We start from the raw sequence: 17,699 nt of genomic DNA, 5'->3' as shown, positions 1-17,699 counted from the left end.
GCGCGCCCTGGCGGGTCGTCGATTGAAACGATCGTATGGAGACCGCGCCGGTCGGCCGATATTGGCATGTCGTTTGCAGATCCTGATCGGAGAAGACGATTTGAAACGCAGCGCCAGACTTGCCGACCGGGAGACCATCATGTTCCAGACCGTTGCCGCCCACCCCAATGCCGTGATCGTGCGCGATGCCGCCATCGTCGCCGCCATCGACGCCGCCATGCTGAGCCGCCGCGACGAATACAGCGGTCAGCCGATGGCATGGAAGATGTTCTGCGAAGCGTCGCACGTCGCCACGCTGAACGACGTGCTGCGTTCCGCCTTTATCGAGCGCGTGGCCAACGAGCGCGGCGCCGACGTGGCGCTGCGCCTGAAGGCCAAGGCCGAGTCGATCCGGGCGGAGGCGATCGCGCGCCTGATGTAGCCACTGCCACCCCCGCCCGAGGCGCCTTACGGGAGCACCGGGTTCGCCACCGCGCGGGCGATGATCGCGTCGGCATCGCGTTGCAGCAGGAAGCGTTGGCCCACCAGATCGTTGGCCGCAGCGGTCACCGCCGCCACATAGCCAGCCTGGTTGGTGTAGAGCGACTCCAGCGACGGGCGACCATCGCCGGCGGCGATGCGTGCCGCTTCGGTCTTGTGGAACGGAATGAACGAGCCGGTCAGGTTGGACAGGTCGACAATGCCCGCCGTGGCCACGTAGTTGAACTCCAGGCTGGTGCCGATCGGTGCGCGGGCTTCCACGCTATGGATGCCTGCACGCGGAATGCCGGTGGACGGGTCGGTCTGCGGCACCAGGATGGCGTAGTCGCGGTTCAGGTAGGCGGGCGGCAGGATCGTGGCGATGCCCGATTCATCCTCGCGCCGGTACTGCGGGCCGAAGTCCAGCAACGGATAGCCGTTGTAGCGTGCCAGGTACTGGAAGTCGGGAATCGCCGTCGCTACGCCAGACACCGGCCAGCTGGTGCCCTTCATTGCCGGCAGCGTCAGGCTGGCGGGACGCACCAGCGTGCCGTCTGCCAGTGCCGGCACCTGGCTTGCGGGCGGCGTCGTGCCCTTGACCACCCAGTCCTCCAGGTCGATGAACAGCGCGCGGAACGTGTCGTTGTGGTGGATCACCGTGCCGGCCGGATAGACATTGCGCGTGGGGGCGAACGCGATGCTGCTGGCGCCACCCGCACCGCCGTGCTGGGTGCCCGTGTAGTAATAGATGCGGACGTTGTCGGGTTGCTTCAGGTCACGGAAGCCGTTGGCATCGGTCAGCACCGGCGAGCCCTGCAGTTGCCAGAACTCGGTGCCCGACAAGCCGAGGAAGAACTTCGGGCAGGTGCTGCTGGCCGAGCATCGCGCCATCACGCCGCCGGTCTTGCCGGAGAGGTCGTCCACATAGTTCGCATCGAGCCCGCGCGGCGCGGTCTGGCCGAACGCCGTGTGGTCCGTGCGCAGGCCACCGCCACCACCGGGCACCGCGAAGCGCGTGTTGATATTGGTCTGCCGCGCGGCCACATGGGCGTAGATGCCGTCGAACACCTTCGAGCCGTCCAGCGCCTGGTTGAATCCCAGATGCAGGAACGTCTTCATGGCATTGCCCGACTGCGACGTGCCTTGCCCGATGGCGTACCGGATGCGGCCGGCCAGCGGATTCGGCGTGCCGGCGCTATCGACGGTCTTGTTGCGGAAGAAGCTGACCGTATCGCGCAGCGCGGCCAGGCCCACGCCCATGACCTTGGGGTCCTTGGCCACGTAGACCAGCTCGTACAGGTATTGCGGATCGAAGCCGCCGCGCAGGCAGACGTTGGCCGGGTCGGCGGTGCCCGGGAACGGGTTGCCGGCGTCGCATCTGGCGAATTTCCAGTCGCTGGCCGGGATGGCCACGCGGGGATCGGTCTCGTTGATGCGCCGCGTCAGCGAATAGCCTGGCTGTGTGTTGTCAAGGCTGGCAGGCGCGTAGGGCAGCATCGTGCCGTTGAACACGCCGCCGGGCAGCGACATCATTGGCGTGGCCGCGGTGGGAACCAGTTCCGAGCGATAGGTGCCGGTGATCGATGTGCCGTCGGCATTCTTCGCCACGGGCACCGTCACGGTCAGGCGGGCCGCGGTGGACTTTGGCACGTCGCCCTGCCAGGCCGAATAGAGCAGCACGTAGCCGCGTTCCAGATACACCGCATCGCCAGGCGAGGCGGCCGGGTTGGGCATCGTCAGGATGTTGCCGCGGTTCGGTGCGTCGTAACGCAGCACGCCGCTGGCCTTGCTCATGTCCTTCGGCTTGAGCATGACGAAGTCAGCCGAATACTCAACCATCCCGTTGGCGTTGACCGGTGCCAGCGCCAAGTCCTGGATGACCGCGTTCTTCGGGTCCTTCGGATCGACTTCGCCGCTGACGGTGCCGGTGACCTGCTCGTACTGGCCCACGCTGCCGTAGGTGCCGGCGAAATCCTGCGTGCCGGTGATCTTCAGCGTCACGGCTGGCGTGCGGGCGGCCGGCGTACTGTTGCCGCTGCCGGCACTGCTGCCACCATTGCCACTGTCGTCGCTGCCGCCGCAGCCCGCCAGCAGCGTTACCGTTGCCGCAAGGGCGAGCGCCGCCGCGTGCCGCCCATGTGCACGTGCATCCATCGATGTCTCCTCGTCTTTGTTTTCGAATGGCCGTCCCGTCATGCGCGGGAGGCGACTCGAATATAGGCCGATGGCATTGTGCTGATAAATTGATTGTTTGAATGGATTGATCGATCTTGTCGAAAGGCGGGCCTCGCCTGCGCGCGCGGCCATGGGCTACCATGGCGTCTCACATTTCGCCGGAGCGCCCGCATGCCACCGTTAGAAACGCTGCTGCCTTTCCTGGGGATCGCCGTGCTGCTGAGCCTGGCGCCGGGCCCCGACAATATCTTCGTTCTGTTGCAATCGGCGATGCACGGCACGCGCGCCGGGCTGACCGTGGTGCTGGGGCTGTGTACGGGGTTGCTGGTGCATACGGCCGTGGTGGCCGTGGGCCTGGCCGCGCTGCTGGCGGCGTCGGTGGTGGCGTTCACCGTGCTGAAGATCGTCGGCGCGCTCTATCTGGTCTATCTGGCGTGGCAGGCGTTTCGTGCGCCGGTGGGCAACATCGGCAAGGATGAGGCCGCCGCGCGGCCGGTCAAGAACATGTATCTGCGCGGCGTCGTCATGAACCTGACCAATCCCAAGGTGGTGATCTTCTTCCTGGCGTTCCTGCCGCAGTTCGTCGACGCGAAACAGGGTCACGTGGCCCTGCAGATCATGGTGCTGGGCTTCGCCTTCATCGTGGCCACGCTGCTGGTGTTTGGATCCATCGCATGGTTCTCGGGCCTGTTCGGTCGCGTGCTGATGCGTTCGGCGCGTGTGCAGCGCGCCGTGAACTGGTTTGCGGGAACGGTATTCCTGGCGTTGGCTGGCAAGCTGGCGCTGTCGCAGCGCTGACGCGGAGCCGGTCAGGCGAACGTGATGGCGCGGCGCCGCTCGGGATGTTCCAGATGCGGCACGTTGTTGAAGCTCAGCAGGCGCTGCGTGCCGCGCCCGACGATCAGTTCGCAGAAGCCGGTGTTGCGGAACTGCAGGTTCAGCTCGATGGCAGTCTGCGTGGGCGCACCGAGCAGGTCGGCGATGGCCCGGCCAATGGCGCCGCCGGAGCTGACCACCAGTAGCGCATCCTCGCGTGCCGCGCCTTCTGTGGCCGTCGACAGCGCGGCCTGCATGCGCGCCCCGAACGCTTCCCAGCTTTCGGGCATGCCGGTCAGCTTGTCCTGCGTCCACGCCGCGAATGCCGCGCGGAACGTGCGCCAGTAATCCTGGTAGTCGCCGTTCTGGTGGGCCCGGTGATCGGCGCCATTGGTGAAGCTGCGGTAGAGCGATTCGCCGTCGTATTCGTTCAGGCCCGTGTGCGTATCCACGGCCGTCCCTGCGGCGCCCATGCCGCTCAGGACTTCGGCGGCGGTGTCCTGCTGGCGCACCAGCGATCCGGCCACCACGCGCTTGAACGTGATATCCCGCCCCTTGAAATACTCGCCAAGCCAGCGGGCCTGCTGGCGTCCGACGTCAGACAGGCAATCGTAGTTGGCGGCGCCAAACGAGGCTTGGCCGTGACGGACCAGGAAGAGCGTGGCCATGATGTGGGCATCTGCAGAGAGGATATGGCGCGATTCTAGTCGGGCGATGCCTGCGGGCCCAGCAAGACCCGCAGGAATTCATGACGGCCATGGTTTCGCTGCATGCCGCGCACACGGCGGCACACGGCGGCACGCGGCTGGCGAAGGTCGCGAAGTCAGTCGAGCGTCACGCCGGTATCGGCGGTGAGCTTCAGCACCACCGGCAGATACGCCTTGTAGGCGCGCTCGGCCTCACCCGGCGTGTTGCCGATCGGCTCGGCGCCCATTTCGTCGATCTTTGCCTGCATCTCGGGCGTCCTGACCAGCGACGCCACTTCGCGGCCCAGCCGCTCGACGATGGCGTCAGGAGTCTTCGCCGGTGTCAGCAGCGTTGTCGGGCCGACGATCTTGTAGGCCGCATCGCCATAGCCGGCCTCGGCGAACGTCGGTACATCGGGCAACGCCCTGGCGCGCGTGGTGCCGGCCACGGCCAACGGCCGCAGCTTGCCGGTGGCGATGTGCTGGCGCAGCGTGGTGACCGAACCGATCGTCACGTTGACCTGGCCGGCCAGCAGGTCGGTCACCATCGGCCCTTCGCCGCGATACGGCACATGCAGGATGTCGACGCCGTAGGTCTTGTCCATGTAGGCCTGGATGGTGTGCGGCTGCGTGCCCGGCCCCCACGATCCCATGCGCAGCTTGCCCGGTTCTTTCTTGGCGTAGGTGATCAGCTCGTTGACGGTCTTGACCGGCACGCCGCTGTTGACGGCCAGCACCGTGCGGGCCATCGCCACGTCCGAGACGGGGCGCAGGTCGGTGCGCGGGTCGTAGGGCAGCTTCTTGTAGAGCGCCAGGTTGGCGGTGATCGGCCCCGGAATCGTCATCAGCAGCGTATAGCCGTCGGGCGCCGACTTGGCGACGAAATCGGTGCCGATAATGCCGCCCGCGCCGCTCTTGTTTTCCACCACCACCGGCTGGCCGAGCCGTTTGGACAGCCCGTCGGCCACCTGGCGCGCCAGCGTGTCGGTCAGTCCGCCGGCCGGGTAGGGCACCACCAGGCGGATCGGCTTGGTCGGATAGTCGCCCTGCGCAAGCGCGGCCAGCGGCAGCAGCGACATCGCCGCGCAAGTCACGCGTGCCGCCCACCGCCGGCGCGGCAGCTTGGTTTGCTTCATGGTGTGTCTCCTCTTTTTGTGCCCGGTCTGCTTCCCAGACATGCCGCTATGGTTGCGGCTGATGCGGGCGGTTGGACGGATGAAGCGAGGGAAAGCGAGTGGGAGGCGGCCCTGCCCGTCAGGCTTCGATGCCCAGGTAGCGGCCAACCATGCGTGCCATTTCGCCGGGCAGGCGCTCGTCATCGAGTTGCAGCGGCCCCGGATTGTTCAGCACGGCATTGACGAGCATCCCGAACACCATCTGCATCGCAAACCGCACGCGCAGCTCGGCTTCGTCGGCCGGGCCGGACAGGCGCGGCACCAGCAGGATCACGAGCCGGTCGATCAGCGCCTGTCCGTTCTTCTGGTGCGGCAGCCACTGCTCGGGATGCGTGGTGGCGTGCTTGAGCGATGCGCGAATCACGCCACGGTTATTGCGGCAGCCGTTCACCATGAAGCGCATGGTCTTGTCGAGGATCTGGGCCGCCGGCGCTTCCTGCCAGCGATGCTCGGCCATGTAGCGCGCAACCGACGCATCGGATTCCTCCATCACCGACGCGCGCAGCGCATCGAAGAACGCCATCTTGTCGCGGAACCGGCCGTAGAACGCACCCACCGACACCTGACAGGCGGCTGCGATCTGCGCGACCGACACGGCCGCGAAATCGCGGTCGGCCAACAACTGGCGTCCCGCCGTCAGCAGGGCCTGCTCGGTCTCCCGCGCCCGGCGCTGGCGCGGCGGCTGCAGGATCGACGACGTATCGACCCGGGGAAAGGCCGATGCGGAAGTGGCGGTTTCGTTACCTGTGGAGGCAGCTTGCATGACGATTTTCCGTATGCGAATTCGGATTCGGTTTTGCACCTTACGATTCGTCCGCGCGCACCGTCAAGTCAGGGTTTACGCTCCGGGTTTCCAATATGTGGAAATTTGTTCCGCTTTTTGACACGATGCCGGATCGACGCCCACACTGGAATCCAGGAGACGACATGCCCATGAACACCCCGGTCGAACAATTCATTGCCGAACGCCGTCGCGAAGACCCTTCGTTCGGCGGGCTGCTGGCCAAGGGGTTTGCGCTGCTGCGCTGCTTCATCGACGATCCGCGCCCGCTGGGCAATGGCGAGCTGTCGCAGCGGCTGCAACTGCCACGCGCCACGGTGTCGCGCATCTGCCGAACGCTGTTCGAACTGGGCTATCTGGATTGGGATCCCAAGCTCGACAAGTATTTCGTGGGTGCGCAGGTGCTGGCACTTGGGTATCCCTACCTGGCCGGCCTGCAGGTGCGCCACCTGGCGCGGCCGCTGATGCAGGCGCTGGCCAACCAGGTGGAGGGCGCCGTGTCGATGGGCGTGGCGCACCGGCTGGACGTGACGTACCTGGAGTCGTGCACGCACCTGGAGGGCACGTCGGCGCGGCCGGCCGTGGGCGCGGTACGTTCGGTGCTGACCACGGCGATGGGGCGGGCTTTCCTCTGCACGCTGTCGAAGGGCGAGTTCGAGAAGCTGATGATGCTGGCGCGCACCGAGCGGCCGCAGGAATTCGGCGTCTGCTACGAGACCGTCTGCCACAACGTGGCGCACTACCCCAAGCGCGGCTTCACGCTCAATGAAGGCGACGCCGGCGAGGACATCCATGGCGTGGGCGTGTATTCGCGCATTACGTATCTGAACCGGCCGCTGCTGTTCAACTGCGCGCTGCCGGGTCTGCGCGTCAGGCGCGGCATGATGGAAAAGCGCGTGGCGCCGCTGCTGCGCGAGATGGTGCGCGCCATCGAGAACATGGCTGGCGTGGGACGCTAGCCGCCGGACGCGGGCCCGGATCGCCCGCACGACAGAACGCCGTGGCGCGTACCGCGGTGTCATCAACGGAGACACCATGCTGGACCTGCAGCCCTTGTTGTGCCCGCGATCGATCGCGGTGGTCGGTGCATCGACGCAGCCCGAGAAGGTGGGTGGCGTGCCGATTCGCCTGCTTGGCGAACTTGGCTACGGCGGCCGCGTGTTTCCGGTCAACCCCGGCGCCGATACCGTGCAGGGGCTGCGCGCCTATGCGACCGTGGCCGACATCGGCGAGCCCGTCGATCTGGCCATCGTGGCCGTGCCGGCACCCGCCGCGCCCGACGTGATGGCGCAACTGGGCCAGGCCGGCACGCGGGCGGCCGTGGTGTTCACGTCCGGCTTTGCCGAAGTCAGCGGCGGGGATGCCCTGCAGCACGCACTGGCCGCGCAGGCCCACGCGCATGGCGTGCAATTGCTCGGTCCCAACTGCTTGGGTGCGATGAATTTGCGCGATCGCATGTTCGCCACGTTCTCGCCGATTCCGCTCAGCGGCGTGCCGCCGGTGGGCCACGTGGGGCTGGTCAGCCAGAGCGGCGCATTTGGCGCATACGCGTTTGCGCTGGCGCGCGAAGCGGGGCTGGGCCTGAGCCATTGGGTGACCACGGGCAACGAGGCCGGGCTGCAGGTGGCTGACGTGATCGAATGGCTGGCCAACGATCCGCAGACGCAAGTGATCCTGGCCTATGTCGAGGGCGCGCGCGACGGCATGCGCTTGCGCCGCGCGCTCGCCGCCGCCCGCGCCGCCGGCAAGCCCGTGGTGATCGCCAAGGTGGGCACCACGGCGGCGGGCGCCAGCGCCGCGCAATCGCATACGGCCAGTCTGGCTGGCGAGGACGCCGTGTACCAGGCGGTCTTCGACGAATACGGCGTGCATCGCGCGCATACGCTCGAAGCATTCTTCCGGCTCGGCTATACGCTGGCGCGTGGCCGGCGACCGGCGCATTGGCAATCGCCGACCGGCCTGGCCGCCGATGCGGTGGCGCCCGTGGCCATCGTCACGGTATCGGGCGGGGTGGGCATCATGATGGCCGACAGCGCCGAGACGCTGGGCCTGCCGTTGCCGCCGATGCCGGATGCCGCGGCCCAGGCGCTGCGCACGGCCATCCCGTTTGCCAGTACCGCCAATCCCATCGACGTCACGGGCCAGGTGGTGGCGCAGCCGCAGGTATTCGTCGATGCGCTGGCCAACGTGGCGCGCTGCGGCCAGTACGGTGCTGTGGCGGCATTTCTGGCCGGCGGCGTCAATGCGCCGCGCCTCTGGCCCGTGCTCCAGGACACCGTGTCCGCGCTGGAAGGCGATCGCCACGCCGCGCCGTTGCTGATCTCGGGCGTGATGGACGACGACAGGCGCGCCTGGCTTGAAGCGCGGGGCTGTCTGGTGTTCCGCGAGCCCGCGCACACGATGGAAGCCGTGGCCGCGCTGGCGAAGGCGGCCGCGATGGAAGCGGCCAAAGACGCGGCGGGCGGCGACGACATCGCGCCTGTTCATCCACCAGCCCTGCCGCCCGACGCCACCGCGCTGTCGGAAGCCGAGGCGATGGCATTGCTGGCTGCTGCCGGCGTGCCGGTGGTGCCGCACGGCGTGGCCCAGCATGCCGAAGCGGCGGTGGACCTTGCCGAATCGATCGGCTACCCGGTGGCCGTCAAGATCTGCTCGCGCCATATCCTGCACAAGAGCGATATCGGCGGCGTGGTGCTGAACCTGCGCGATGCCGACGCCGTGCGCGCCGCGTTCGCGCAGGTGCGCCGGGCCGCAGCGCAGGCACGCGATGCCGGGGGCAACGCGGTGCCCTTCGAGGGCGCCATCGTCGCGGGCATGGCGCGCGGCTGGGGCGAGATCATGGTGGGCGTGCGGCGCGACCCGGTATTCGGCCTGGTGGCGCTGGCCGGCATCGGCGGCACGGCCGTGGAGATCTTCCGGCAGATGGCGTTCGGGCTGGCGCCGCTGTCGCGCCGGCGCGCTCGCGCGATGCTGGCGCAGAGCCGCGCCGCCGCGTTGTGCAGCGGGCACCGTGGCCATCCCGCCATCGACCTCGATGCGGTGGCTGACGTGCTGGTCAACGTGTCGCGCGCGTCAGCCGCGATTGGCGACCGGCTCGATACGCTGGAAATCAACCCGTTCATCGTCGGCCCCGATGGGCTGGTGGCGGCGGACGCCGTGATCACGCTGCGCTGACGCAGCAACCCATCCTGGACAATACGGAGACAGACCATGCGATCAGCAATTCGCAGGATGCGGCACGCCCTGGCCTTGTGCCTGGCGGCAGGTGTGACGGGCGGGATGGCGTTGCCCGCGGCAGTGGCTGCGGACGCGTACCCCGGCAAGCCGATCCGGCTGGTGGTGCCGTTCCCGCCGGGCGGCGGCACCGACGTGGTGGGACGCATGGTGGCCGCGCGCCTGTCGACGGTGCTCAAGGGCACGGTGGTCGTCGAGAACGTGGCGGGCGCCACCGGCACCATCGGCGCGGCACAGGTGGCGCGTGCCGCGCCCGATGGCTACACGATTCTGCTGGGCATCTCGGCCACGCACGCGATTGCCCCGGCGATCTTCCCGAAGCTGACCTACGACCCGCTGCGCGATTTCGTGCCCATCGGCCGCATTGCCTATGGCGGCAATGTGCTGGTGGCCAATCCGGCCTTTCCCGCCCATGACGTGCGCGCGCTGATTGCCATGGCGAAGCAGCCCGGCGCGGACCTGGCCTATGGCTCATGGGGGCAGGGATCGGGCGGCCATCTGGCCGGCGAGAGCCTGAACGTGTCCGCCGGCATCCACCTGCGGCATGTGCCGTACAAGGGCGTGGCGCCGATGCTCAATGACGTGATGGGCGGCACGGTGCCTGTCGCCATGTCCGATCTGGCCGGCACCCTGCCGCTGATCCGCAGCGGCAAGGTGCGTGCGCTGGCGGTGTCGGGCTCGGAACGGTCCGCCGCGCTGCCCGATGTGCCGACGTTCGCCGAGTCCGGCATTGCCTTCCGTGTCGACAGCTGGTACGCGATGTTCGCGCCGGCCAGGACGCCGCCGGCCATCGTCGACCGGCTGGAAAGCGCGATGCAGGAAGCCATGCAGGACAGCGCGCTGCAGGCACAGATCGCGGCGATGGGCATGCGCTACCAGCCCGTGTCGCGAACGCAGTTCACCAACCAGATGCGCGACGACGCGCGGGCGTGGGCCGCGCTAGTCAAATCGAGCGGCACCGCGCTGGAATGAACCCGACATCCCATCCACCCTGACCATCGCTATGAACCATCCCGCCTTTCCCGAACCCGCCGCCAACCCTTCCGCCAGTCCTTCCGCCCTGGGTTCGCCGGTTCACGCCAGCCCGCAGGAGGCCCTGGTGGCCGCTGCCGCGCTGCCGCTGGTGATCTACGGCTACCCGTTGATCGAAACCCTGCGCACCTGCCGGCTGCAGACGTCGGTGGACGCCCCCACGCGCTACGGCCGCGCACCGATGAACATGCTGTCGGCCAGCGCGCGCCAGTGGACGCACGAAGACCGCGACATCGTCACCCCCGCCAACGACCTGCTCTATTTCTGCGGATGGCTCAACCTGGCCGATGGCCCGGCCACGATCCGCGTGCCGGCGCTGCCCGATGCCGACCGCTACTACGTGGTCGAACTGCTGGATGCCCACACCAACAACTTCGCCAACCTTGGGCCACGCACCGTGCCACGCGAGGGCGCCGATGTCGAGATCGTGGGCCCCGGCCAGCGCGGCAGCGGCGCGCACGTGGTGGAGGCGCCCACCACGCTGGTCTGGATCATCGGCCGGGTGCTGGTGACCGGTCCTGACGACCTGGCGCGTGCCAACGCATTCGAGCAGGGCTTCCAGGTGGAGCAAAGCGCCGGGGCGGCACGGCCGGCCAGCGTGGCGCGGTGGCAGGACACCGGCGACGCCGGGGTGGACTTCTTCCAGAACCTGTTCCGCGCGATGCGCGATTTTCCGCCCAGCGCGCAGGAGCGCGGCCTGTTCACGCTGCTGCGCAAGGTGGGCCTGCGGCTGGAGGACGATGTGGAGATGGCCGCGCTGCGGCCGTCCATCGTCAACGGCCTGCGCAGCGCGTATGCCCAGGGCATGGCGCTGATTGAAGCCCATACCCGCAGCCAGGGGCACAAGGCGTGGGGCTACAGCATGCGGCTGGGCGTCTATGGAGACGACTGGGTGCTGCGCGCCTGCACGGCGATGAAGGGGCTGGGCGCCTTGCGCGCGGACGAGGCCGTCTATGCGATGGCCGATTTCGACGCCAACGGCGAGCCGCTGCATGGCCGGCATCGATACGAACTGCGTTTCGCGCCCGGCATGCTGCCGCCGGCCGAGGCGTTCTGGTCGGTATCGCTGTACGGGGAGGACCGCTATTTCTCGGCCAACGAGATCGGCCGCTATGCGGTGGGCGATCGCACCCCGGGACTGCGCCTGGAGCCGGACGGCACGCTGGTGATTCCTATCGGCCATGCCCGGCCGTCCGACGATGCCAACTGGCTGCCCGCGCCCGATGGCCCGTTCTACCTGATCCTGCGGCTGTACCACCCATCCGCCGGCTTCATCGCGGGCCAGTACGCGATCCCCGCCGTGCGCCGGATCGGCTGAGCGTGGTGCGGAACACGCCTCGCTACATATATAAGGGAAAGGAGACACCAACCCATGCCACAAACCACCACCGCCGCCAGCCCCGGCCTGCAGCTTGCCCGCGAAGCCGTGATCTACACGCTGCCGCTCTACGAGATGGCCCGCATGCGCGCGGCCACATGCCCGCGCCGTGACCGGGCCAGGCAGTTCGCCGGCGATGGCCCCGAATCCTCGCTGCGCTGGGTCAACCACCTGATCCACACGCGCGAACTGCTGGGCCCGCAGCATCGCCAGGTCGTCACGCCGAACAACGACACGCTGTACACCAATGCCTGGCTCGACCTGTCGCGCGAGCCCGTGGTGCTCGAAGTGCCCGACTTTGCCGGCCGCTACTATGTGCTGGGCCTGCTCGATTTCTATACCAATCCGTTTGGCTATCTGGGCAGCCGCACCACGGGCACCGGCGCTGGCCGCTTTCTGCTGCACGGGCCCGACTGGCATGGCGAAGTACCTGCCGGCATGCGGGCCGTTGCGTGTCCGACCAATGCGGTGTGGATGATCGGCCGGCTGCTGGTGGACGGCGATGCCGACCTGGCCGCCGGCCATGCGCTGCAGGATGCCATCGCGCTGCAGCGGCTCGACGGGGAGCCGGCCGCGTTCGCGTTCGATGTCGGCATGCAGCCGCGCGAGCATCTGGGCGATCCGCGGCGCTTTGCCGCCGTGGTCAACCGGATGCTGGCCGACAACCCGCCCCCGCCGGCAGAAGCCGATGTGGTGGCCCGCTTTGCCGAAGCCGGTATCGGCAAGGGGCTTGCGCCCACGCCGGCGCAGGTCGAGACGCTGGGTACGGCGCTGCAGGCCGTGCTGGCCGACCTGGCCGAGCCGCAGGCGTCGGACATGGGCGGTGGCTGGACGATGTCGGTGGACGTGCGCGAGTCGTATGGCACGCATTACCTGCAACGCGCGCTGGTGGCGCGCAACTATATTGGAGCGCTGGGCGTGCAGGAGGCCATGTACGTGATGGCCGACCGCTGTGCCGACGGCGCGCCGCTCGAAGGCGCTCACGCCTACCGGCTGCACTTCGCGGCCGACAACCTGCCGCGCGTGGGCGCGTTCTGGTCCCTGACCATGTACGACAAGGGCGACTGCATGCTGGTGCCGAACGAACTTGCGCGCTATTCGCTGGGCGACCGGTCTCCGTCACTGAAGCGCGCCGCCGATGGCAGCCTGACGCTGTACCTGTCGGCGCAGCCCCCGCGGGATCGCGCCGCGCACGGCAACTGGCTGCCGGCGCCGGCCGGGGCCTTCTATGTGGCGCTGCGCCTGTACGTGCCCCAGCCCGACCACCTTGACCGCACCTATCGCTATCCCGCCATCGAGCGGATCCGGGAGGCATCATGACCCCATCGCAATTGACCCGCCGCCGCCTGCTGGGCGCGATGGCGCTGGCCGGCGTCGTGCCGCACGCCTTCGGCAATACCTGGCCCGGCAGGCCGGTGCGGCTGGTGTCGCCCTACGGGCCGGGCGGATCGAACGATACGTCGGCGCGCGTGCTGGCCGAGGCGCTGAGCCGCAAGTATGGGCAGCAGGTGGTGGTCGAGAACAAGCCCGGCGCCGGCACGCGCGTGGCCAGCGAAACGGTGGCGCACGCACCGGCCGATGGCTACACGCTGCTGTGGGCGGCCGCGCCGTTCGCCATCAACACGGCAGCCGGCCTGTCGCAACGGTTCGATATCCACAAGGATTTCGTCGCCGTGGGGCCGCGCGTGCTGGGGCCGGTGTTCCTGATCGTCAATGCCAGTTCGCCGGTCAGGACCGTGGCGGACTTCGTGAAGATGGCGAAGCAGAAGCCCGAGGGCGTCACGTTCGCGTCGCCGGGCATCGGCTCGGGGCCGCACCTGACGGCCGAGCTGTTTGCTGCGCAGTCGGGGTTCAAGGCGCTCAACGTCCATTACCGCGGCGATGCCACGGCCTATACCGAACTGCTGGCCGGACGCGTCGATGCCACGCTGACGGCGATCACGACCGCGCTGCCCTTTATCCAGGCCGGCAAGCTGCGCGTGATCGCGGCGGCGGCCGATGCGCGCACGCCGGTCTATCCCGATGCACCGACGTTCGCCGAGCAGGGCGTGCCCGGCGTGGTCGGCTACGGCTGGTTCGGCATCGTGGCCCCGGCCGGCACGCCGCCCGCCCTCGTGCAGCAGATCAATCGCGATGCCAGCCAGGCGCTGGCCGATCCGCAGATCAGTCAGAAGCTGCTGGCGCTCGGCCTGCAGCCGTCGCCGGGCAGCAGTGCGGACTTTGCCGCGTTCATCGACGGCGAGGTAAGGAAATGGGGCGCGCTGATCAAGGCGCGCGGCATCGTACTGGAGTAGGCGGATGATTGTGGTCAGCGCCACTTGGCGAAAGCCCTTCACAAGATTGTCATAAAAACGTCACAATACCGGACCGGTCCCTGCCGCATAGAGCGGGGCCGCATCCGGAGAGAGAAATGACGTTGTTCGCTACCCGCCGCGCCCGGCATGTCCTGGCTGCCCTGGTCCTTTCCCCGCTGGCTCTGGCTGCCGGCGCCGCGCAGGCCGCCTGGCCCGACAAGCCGATTCGCATGGTGGTGGGCTTTCCGCCTGGCGGGCCGGTCGATACGCATGCGCGCATCCTGTCCGAGAAGCTGCAGCCGATCCTGGGCCAGACCGTCGTGCTTGACTACAAGGCGGGGGCCGCCGGCAATATCGGGTCGGATAACGTGGCCAAGGCCGCGCCCGACGGCTATACGCTGCTGATTGCCAATACCGGCCAGATGGCGATCAACGGATCGCTCTATCCCAAGCTGCCGTACAGCATGCCGAAGGACTTTGCGCCGGTGGCACGTACCGCGCTGATTCCGCTGGTGATGGTCGTCAACAACAATGTGCCGGCCAAAAACCTGAAGGAGTTCATCGCCTATGCCAAGGCCAATCCGGGCAAGCTCAATTTTGCGTCGGGCGGCAATGGCGGCATTTCGCACCTGATGCCCGAGATGTTCAAGCAGGCGTCGGGCACGTTCATCGTCCATATCCCTTACAAGGGCAGCGCGCCGGCACTGACCGACGTGATGGGCGGCCAGGCCCAGATGATGGCCGATTCGATTCCGCTGTTCACCCAGCACATCAAGACCGGCAAGGTGCGTGCGCTGGCGGTGACGTCGGGCAAGCGTTCGCCGGCGCTGCCCGATGTGCCGACCATGGAGGAGTCGGGCCTGAAAGGTTTCGAGGTGGTGGGTTTTTACGGTGTGCTGGCGCCGGCCGGCACGCCGAAGGAAATCGTCGACAAGCTGTCGGGGGCGCTGCGCACCGTACTGGCGGACCCGGACACCCGGGCCAAGCTTGAAGCGCAGGGCGCCGAGCCGGCATGGCAGTCGCCGGAGGCGTTTGCGGCAACCATCGTCAACGAGCAGAAGCGCTGGGGACAGGCCGTCAAGGTGTCGGGCGCGAAGATCGATTGATCGACGGAAGGAAGGGGCAAAGGGCGGTGCGGTTGCCCGGCCATCAGCCGGTGGCCCTGCGGGCCAGTCCGGCGCAGATGCCAACCAGGCTCTGGGTGCAGCACGCACTGCCGCTCCATTCGCCGTGGCTGACGTTGCCATCGGGCCCCGCCACCAGCTTGCGCTGGCACTGGGCTACCCTGGCCGGTGGCTCCAGCCCGGCGTCGCGCGGACCGCTGCCCGGCGCACGGGCGACGGGGATTTCGTCCGTCCAGACATAGGCTGTGCCGCCTGGCACGGCCTGCACCGATTGCGGCGGCCCCCACTGCGCCTTGGCCTGTTCGACGGGCACCCCTTTCCATGAATCGAAGATCCGCTGCATGGTGCTGGCCTCGATATTGGCGCATGCAGCGGCCAGGGCAAGGGCGCCGGTGGCCAGTACGAAGGCGCGGCAGGCGGCAGGTCGGGGCGAAGCAGGCATGGCGGCTCCATCTCGCGGGTGCAATCCCTCCTGTCGGAGACTAGCCGACCCGGCAGAGGGCTGGCAACACGCTTATGCGCGCCGCCGCACGCAGCACCGGGCAGCGTGGCCCCGTTGCTGTGTGGCGTGCAGATCGCTGTTTAGCCAAACAGCGATGACTGGGCGTCTGTCACGGCCACGGTGCGCCGGGGCGTGGCACGCGTCTTAGCCGCACGCCGGCTTTCGCCGGTCGTGGCGATCATCGCCGTGGCCGGCACGACCGGTGCCGTCAGCACGAACGGGCGCGCTGAGGCCAGCGGCACGGCCGTCGCCCTGAGGCTGGCCAGGTGCGGCGCCAGGATCAGGTAGGTATCCATATCGAAGCGGGCTGGCAGGGCGGTCAGCCCTTCGGCGTCAGCCAGCGTCCGCGCCGTGCCCAGGTAGCACCAGTCCTCGATCACATGCCAGGGCTGGTCGGGCTGCTCGCCCTCGCGCCAGGCAATCGCCCCATCGAACGGCCATGGGGCCACCGTCAATGCTTCGAGTGCGGCCAGCGTGCGCAGGCGATGCGCAGCACGCGATTCATGACCAGTGCAGGCCCCCGCGCAGCGGTGGACTTGCCGCGCAAAACAAGGGTGGCCGCGGCGGGCCGTTGGTTCCAGCATCAGCGTGACCAGGCAAAGCTGATGGGCTTCGGCCAGCGCCAGCAGGCGTGCGCGTGCCGCGGCGCGGCTCGGAAACACACCATATAGACGGGTATGGCGGCTGAAGTCGACCTGACGGTCCGAGCGCAGGCGCGGCGCGGGCAGGCCATCGATCATTTCCCAGGCGAACAGCTCGTCGTTGTGGCGCAGCTGATGGTTGTGCAGCGGCTGCAGCGTCTTGACGAGGTGGGCCTCCAGCAGCAGCGCGCCGATTTCCCCGCCGGTCTCGCGCCAATCCACGCGCCGGACCGCGCGTGCGATGCGCATTTCCTTTGGATTGGTATGGTCGCCGGAAAAATGGGCACGGATGCGCTGCCGCAGGTGGATGCTCTTGCCTACATATAGCAAGGCGTCGTCGTCACCGTAAAACAGGTAGGCGCCTGGGCGGTCCGGCACGTCGTCCAGCGCGGTCTCGCTCAGGCCAGCGGGCAGGCTGGCATGCTTGACTAGCGTCTTGACGGCCGACTCCACCAGATCCACTGAATACAGGTCGTGGATCTTCTGCCAGAACTGCCAGAGCAGTTCGGCATCGGCCAGCGCGCGGTGGCGGCCCTTTGGTATCAGGTTGAAGCGGGCGATCAGCGCGTCGAGCCCATGGCGCTCCACCGACGGGAACAGGGAGCGGGACAACCGCAGCGTGCAAAGGACATCGGCACGAAACGTCACGCCGGCGCGGCGAAATTCATTCTTCAGGAAGCCATAGTCGAAGCGGGCATTGTGGGCGACGAACAGCCGGCCCTGTAGCCGTTCCGCCAATAGTTCGGCTATCGACGCGAAGGTGGGTTGCCCGCGCACCATATCGTCGGTGATCCCGGTCATCCCCTGGATAAACGGCGGGATGCTGGCCTGCGGGTCGACGAGGGTGTCCCACTCGTGAATGCCGTCGGGCCCCACTTCCACGACACCGATCTCGGTGATCCGGTCGCGCTGGGCGTCCGGCCCCGTGGTCTCCAGATCGACAAAGGCAATAGGGCGGGCCAGGGCGGTGGCCAGCGCAAGGGCATCGAGCGCACCCGCGTCCCGGCTGGCCAGGCGTTCGGGGAGATAGGTGGGCGGTTCCGGCATCGTCATCCGGCGATTCTAAGGGATCGGAAAATTCTTTTGCGAAACCCCTTGCGCAGGTCGCCAATCCCATCTAATATTCGCCCCCTCGCAACACAAAGCGCGCTGCAAACGCAGCAGTGACAAGGGTTGCGGGGTTGGCAGGGGGTTGGGGTTGCGAGGTTTGCAGCGCTGGCCGGCAGAAAAAAGTTCTGCGAAAACTGTTGACGAAACGTTGAATGCTCTGCATAATCTCGTTTCTCCGCTGCAACGAAAGACGCAGCGACAGCGAACGGCAAAGCCGGTTGCTGGGGTTCTTTAACAAACAAACAACCGATAAGTGTGGGCGCTTGATGGCGAACGCCACGGAGCTTTGGCT

16 protein-coding genes are annotated in these 17,699 nt (G+C 67.8%); 9 read left to right on the top strand and 7 right to left on the bottom strand.

Annotation, left to right across the window (positions count from 1 at the left end):
- Positions 1 to 139 precede the first annotated feature (139 nt).
- On the top strand, positions 140 to 421 hold the full coding sequence (locus tag BLQ58_RS08665; RefSeq protein WP_092597303.1) for a DUF7696 family protein: 282 nt from the start codon (positions 140 to 142) through the stop codon (positions 419 to 421).
- A 26-nt stretch (positions 422 to 447) separates the two neighbouring features.
- Here BLQ58_RS08665 and BLQ58_RS08660 read toward each other — a convergent pair whose 3' ends face one another.
- The gene (locus BLQ58_RS08660) at positions 448 to 2,613 is read right to left on the bottom strand and encodes an alpha/beta hydrolase domain-containing protein (RefSeq protein WP_092596565.1); all 2,166 of its coding nucleotides are present in this window, start codon (positions 2,611 to 2,613) and stop codon (positions 448 to 450) included.
- Positions 2,614 to 2,805: 192 nt separating this feature from the next.
- Between BLQ58_RS08660 and BLQ58_RS08655 the strand changes: the two genes are divergently transcribed.
- Positions 2,806 to 3,432 (top strand): LysE family translocator, encoded by a 627-nt coding sequence (locus BLQ58_RS08655; protein ID WP_092596562.1) that lies wholly within the window; start codon positions 2,806 to 2,808, stop codon positions 3,430 to 3,432.
- An 11-nt stretch (positions 3,433 to 3,443) separates the two neighbouring features.
- Here the strand turns inward: BLQ58_RS08655 and BLQ58_RS08650 are convergent, their stop codons facing one another.
- The 3 genes from BLQ58_RS08650 to BLQ58_RS08640 all read right to left on the bottom strand — a co-directional run bounded on the left by BLQ58_RS08650 (position 3,444) and on the right by BLQ58_RS08640 (position 6,074).
- Entirely contained in the window at positions 3,444 to 4,118 is a 675-nt protein-coding gene (locus BLQ58_RS08650) for a histidine phosphatase family protein (protein ID WP_092596559.1), read from the bottom strand.
- 155 nt (positions 4,119 to 4,273) lie between these two features.
- Positions 4,274 to 5,272 carry a Bug family tripartite tricarboxylate transporter substrate binding protein gene (locus tag BLQ58_RS08645; RefSeq protein ID WP_092596556.1) on the bottom strand — a complete coding sequence of 333 codons (999 nt, stop codon included), beginning with the start codon at positions 5,270 to 5,272 and terminating at the stop codon, positions 4,274 to 4,276.
- A 118-nt stretch (positions 5,273 to 5,390) separates the two neighbouring features.
- The gene (locus BLQ58_RS08640; protein WP_092596553.1) at positions 5,391 to 6,074 is read right to left on the bottom strand and encodes a TetR/AcrR family transcriptional regulator; all 684 of its coding nucleotides are present in this window, start codon (positions 6,072 to 6,074) and stop codon (positions 5,391 to 5,393) included.
- Between the two features lie 170 nt (positions 6,075 to 6,244).
- Here BLQ58_RS08640 and BLQ58_RS08635 point away from each other — a divergent pair, with 170 nt between their 5' ends.
- From BLQ58_RS08635 to BLQ58_RS08605, 7 genes are all read left to right on the top strand, one after another.
- Complete coding sequence (locus tag BLQ58_RS08635) at positions 6,245 to 7,051, top strand: IclR family transcriptional regulator (RefSeq protein WP_092597300.1); 807 nt, start codon at positions 6,245 to 6,247, stop codon at positions 7,049 to 7,051.
- Positions 7,052 to 7,127: 76 nt separating this feature from the next.
- Positions 7,128 to 9,266, top strand: coding sequence for an acetate--CoA ligase family protein (locus BLQ58_RS08630; RefSeq protein WP_092596550.1), 2,139 nt, complete (start codon positions 7,128 to 7,130; stop codon positions 9,264 to 9,266).
- A 36-nt stretch (positions 9,267 to 9,302) separates the two neighbouring features.
- Positions 9,303 to 10,298, top strand: a complete 996-nt coding sequence (locus tag BLQ58_RS08625) for a Bug family tripartite tricarboxylate transporter substrate binding protein (protein WP_092596547.1) — start codon at positions 9,303 to 9,305, stop codon at positions 10,296 to 10,298.
- Between the two features lie 31 nt (positions 10,299 to 10,329).
- Positions 10,330 to 11,676, top strand: a complete 1,347-nt coding sequence (locus BLQ58_RS08620; RefSeq protein ID WP_092596544.1) for a DUF1254 domain-containing protein — start codon at positions 10,330 to 10,332, stop codon at positions 11,674 to 11,676.
- A 54-nt stretch (positions 11,677 to 11,730) separates the two neighbouring features.
- Positions 11,731 to 13,056: a DUF1254 domain-containing protein gene (locus BLQ58_RS08615; protein ID WP_092596541.1), complete on the top strand. Its 1,326-nt coding sequence runs from the start codon at positions 11,731 to 11,733 to the stop codon at positions 13,054 to 13,056.
- The gene (locus BLQ58_RS08610; RefSeq protein WP_092596538.1) at positions 13,053 to 14,030 is read left to right on the top strand and encodes a Bug family tripartite tricarboxylate transporter substrate binding protein; all 978 of its coding nucleotides are present in this window, start codon (positions 13,053 to 13,055) and stop codon (positions 14,028 to 14,030) included. The genes BLQ58_RS08615 and BLQ58_RS08610 overlap by 4 nt, the downstream gene beginning before the upstream one ends.
- Before the next feature lie 116 nt (positions 14,031 to 14,146).
- Complete coding sequence (locus BLQ58_RS08605) at positions 14,147 to 15,136, top strand: Bug family tripartite tricarboxylate transporter substrate binding protein (protein ID WP_092596535.1); 990 nt, start codon at positions 14,147 to 14,149, stop codon at positions 15,134 to 15,136.
- 43 nt (positions 15,137 to 15,179) lie between these two features.
- On the opposite strand, the gene BLQ58_RS08600 is transcribed toward BLQ58_RS08605, so the two are convergent.
- From BLQ58_RS08600 to BLQ58_RS29305, 3 genes are all read right to left on the bottom strand, one after another.
- Positions 15,180 to 15,596, bottom strand: a complete 417-nt coding sequence (locus BLQ58_RS08600) for a hypothetical protein (protein ID WP_092596531.1) — start codon at positions 15,594 to 15,596, stop codon at positions 15,180 to 15,182.
- Positions 15,597 to 15,736: 140 nt separating this feature from the next.
- A complete protein-coding gene (locus BLQ58_RS08595) occupies positions 15,737 to 17,344 on the bottom strand; it encodes a 3'-5' exonuclease family protein (RefSeq protein WP_254775879.1) in 1,608 nt (535 codons plus the stop codon).
- Between the two features lie 70 nt (positions 17,345 to 17,414).
- The coding region (locus tag BLQ58_RS29305) for a hypothetical protein (RefSeq protein WP_217635977.1) at positions 17,415 to 17,699 on the bottom strand (285 nt) is incomplete at its 5' end.

The organism is Ralstonia sp. 25mfcol4.1, from assembly GCF_900104095.1.
In the GTDB taxonomy this organism is placed as follows: domain Bacteria; phylum Pseudomonadota; class Gammaproteobacteria; order Burkholderiales; family Burkholderiaceae; genus Cupriavidus.
The sequence above is the reverse complement of the archived record's forward strand: the minus strand, read 5'-3'. Positions and strand labels throughout refer to the sequence as shown.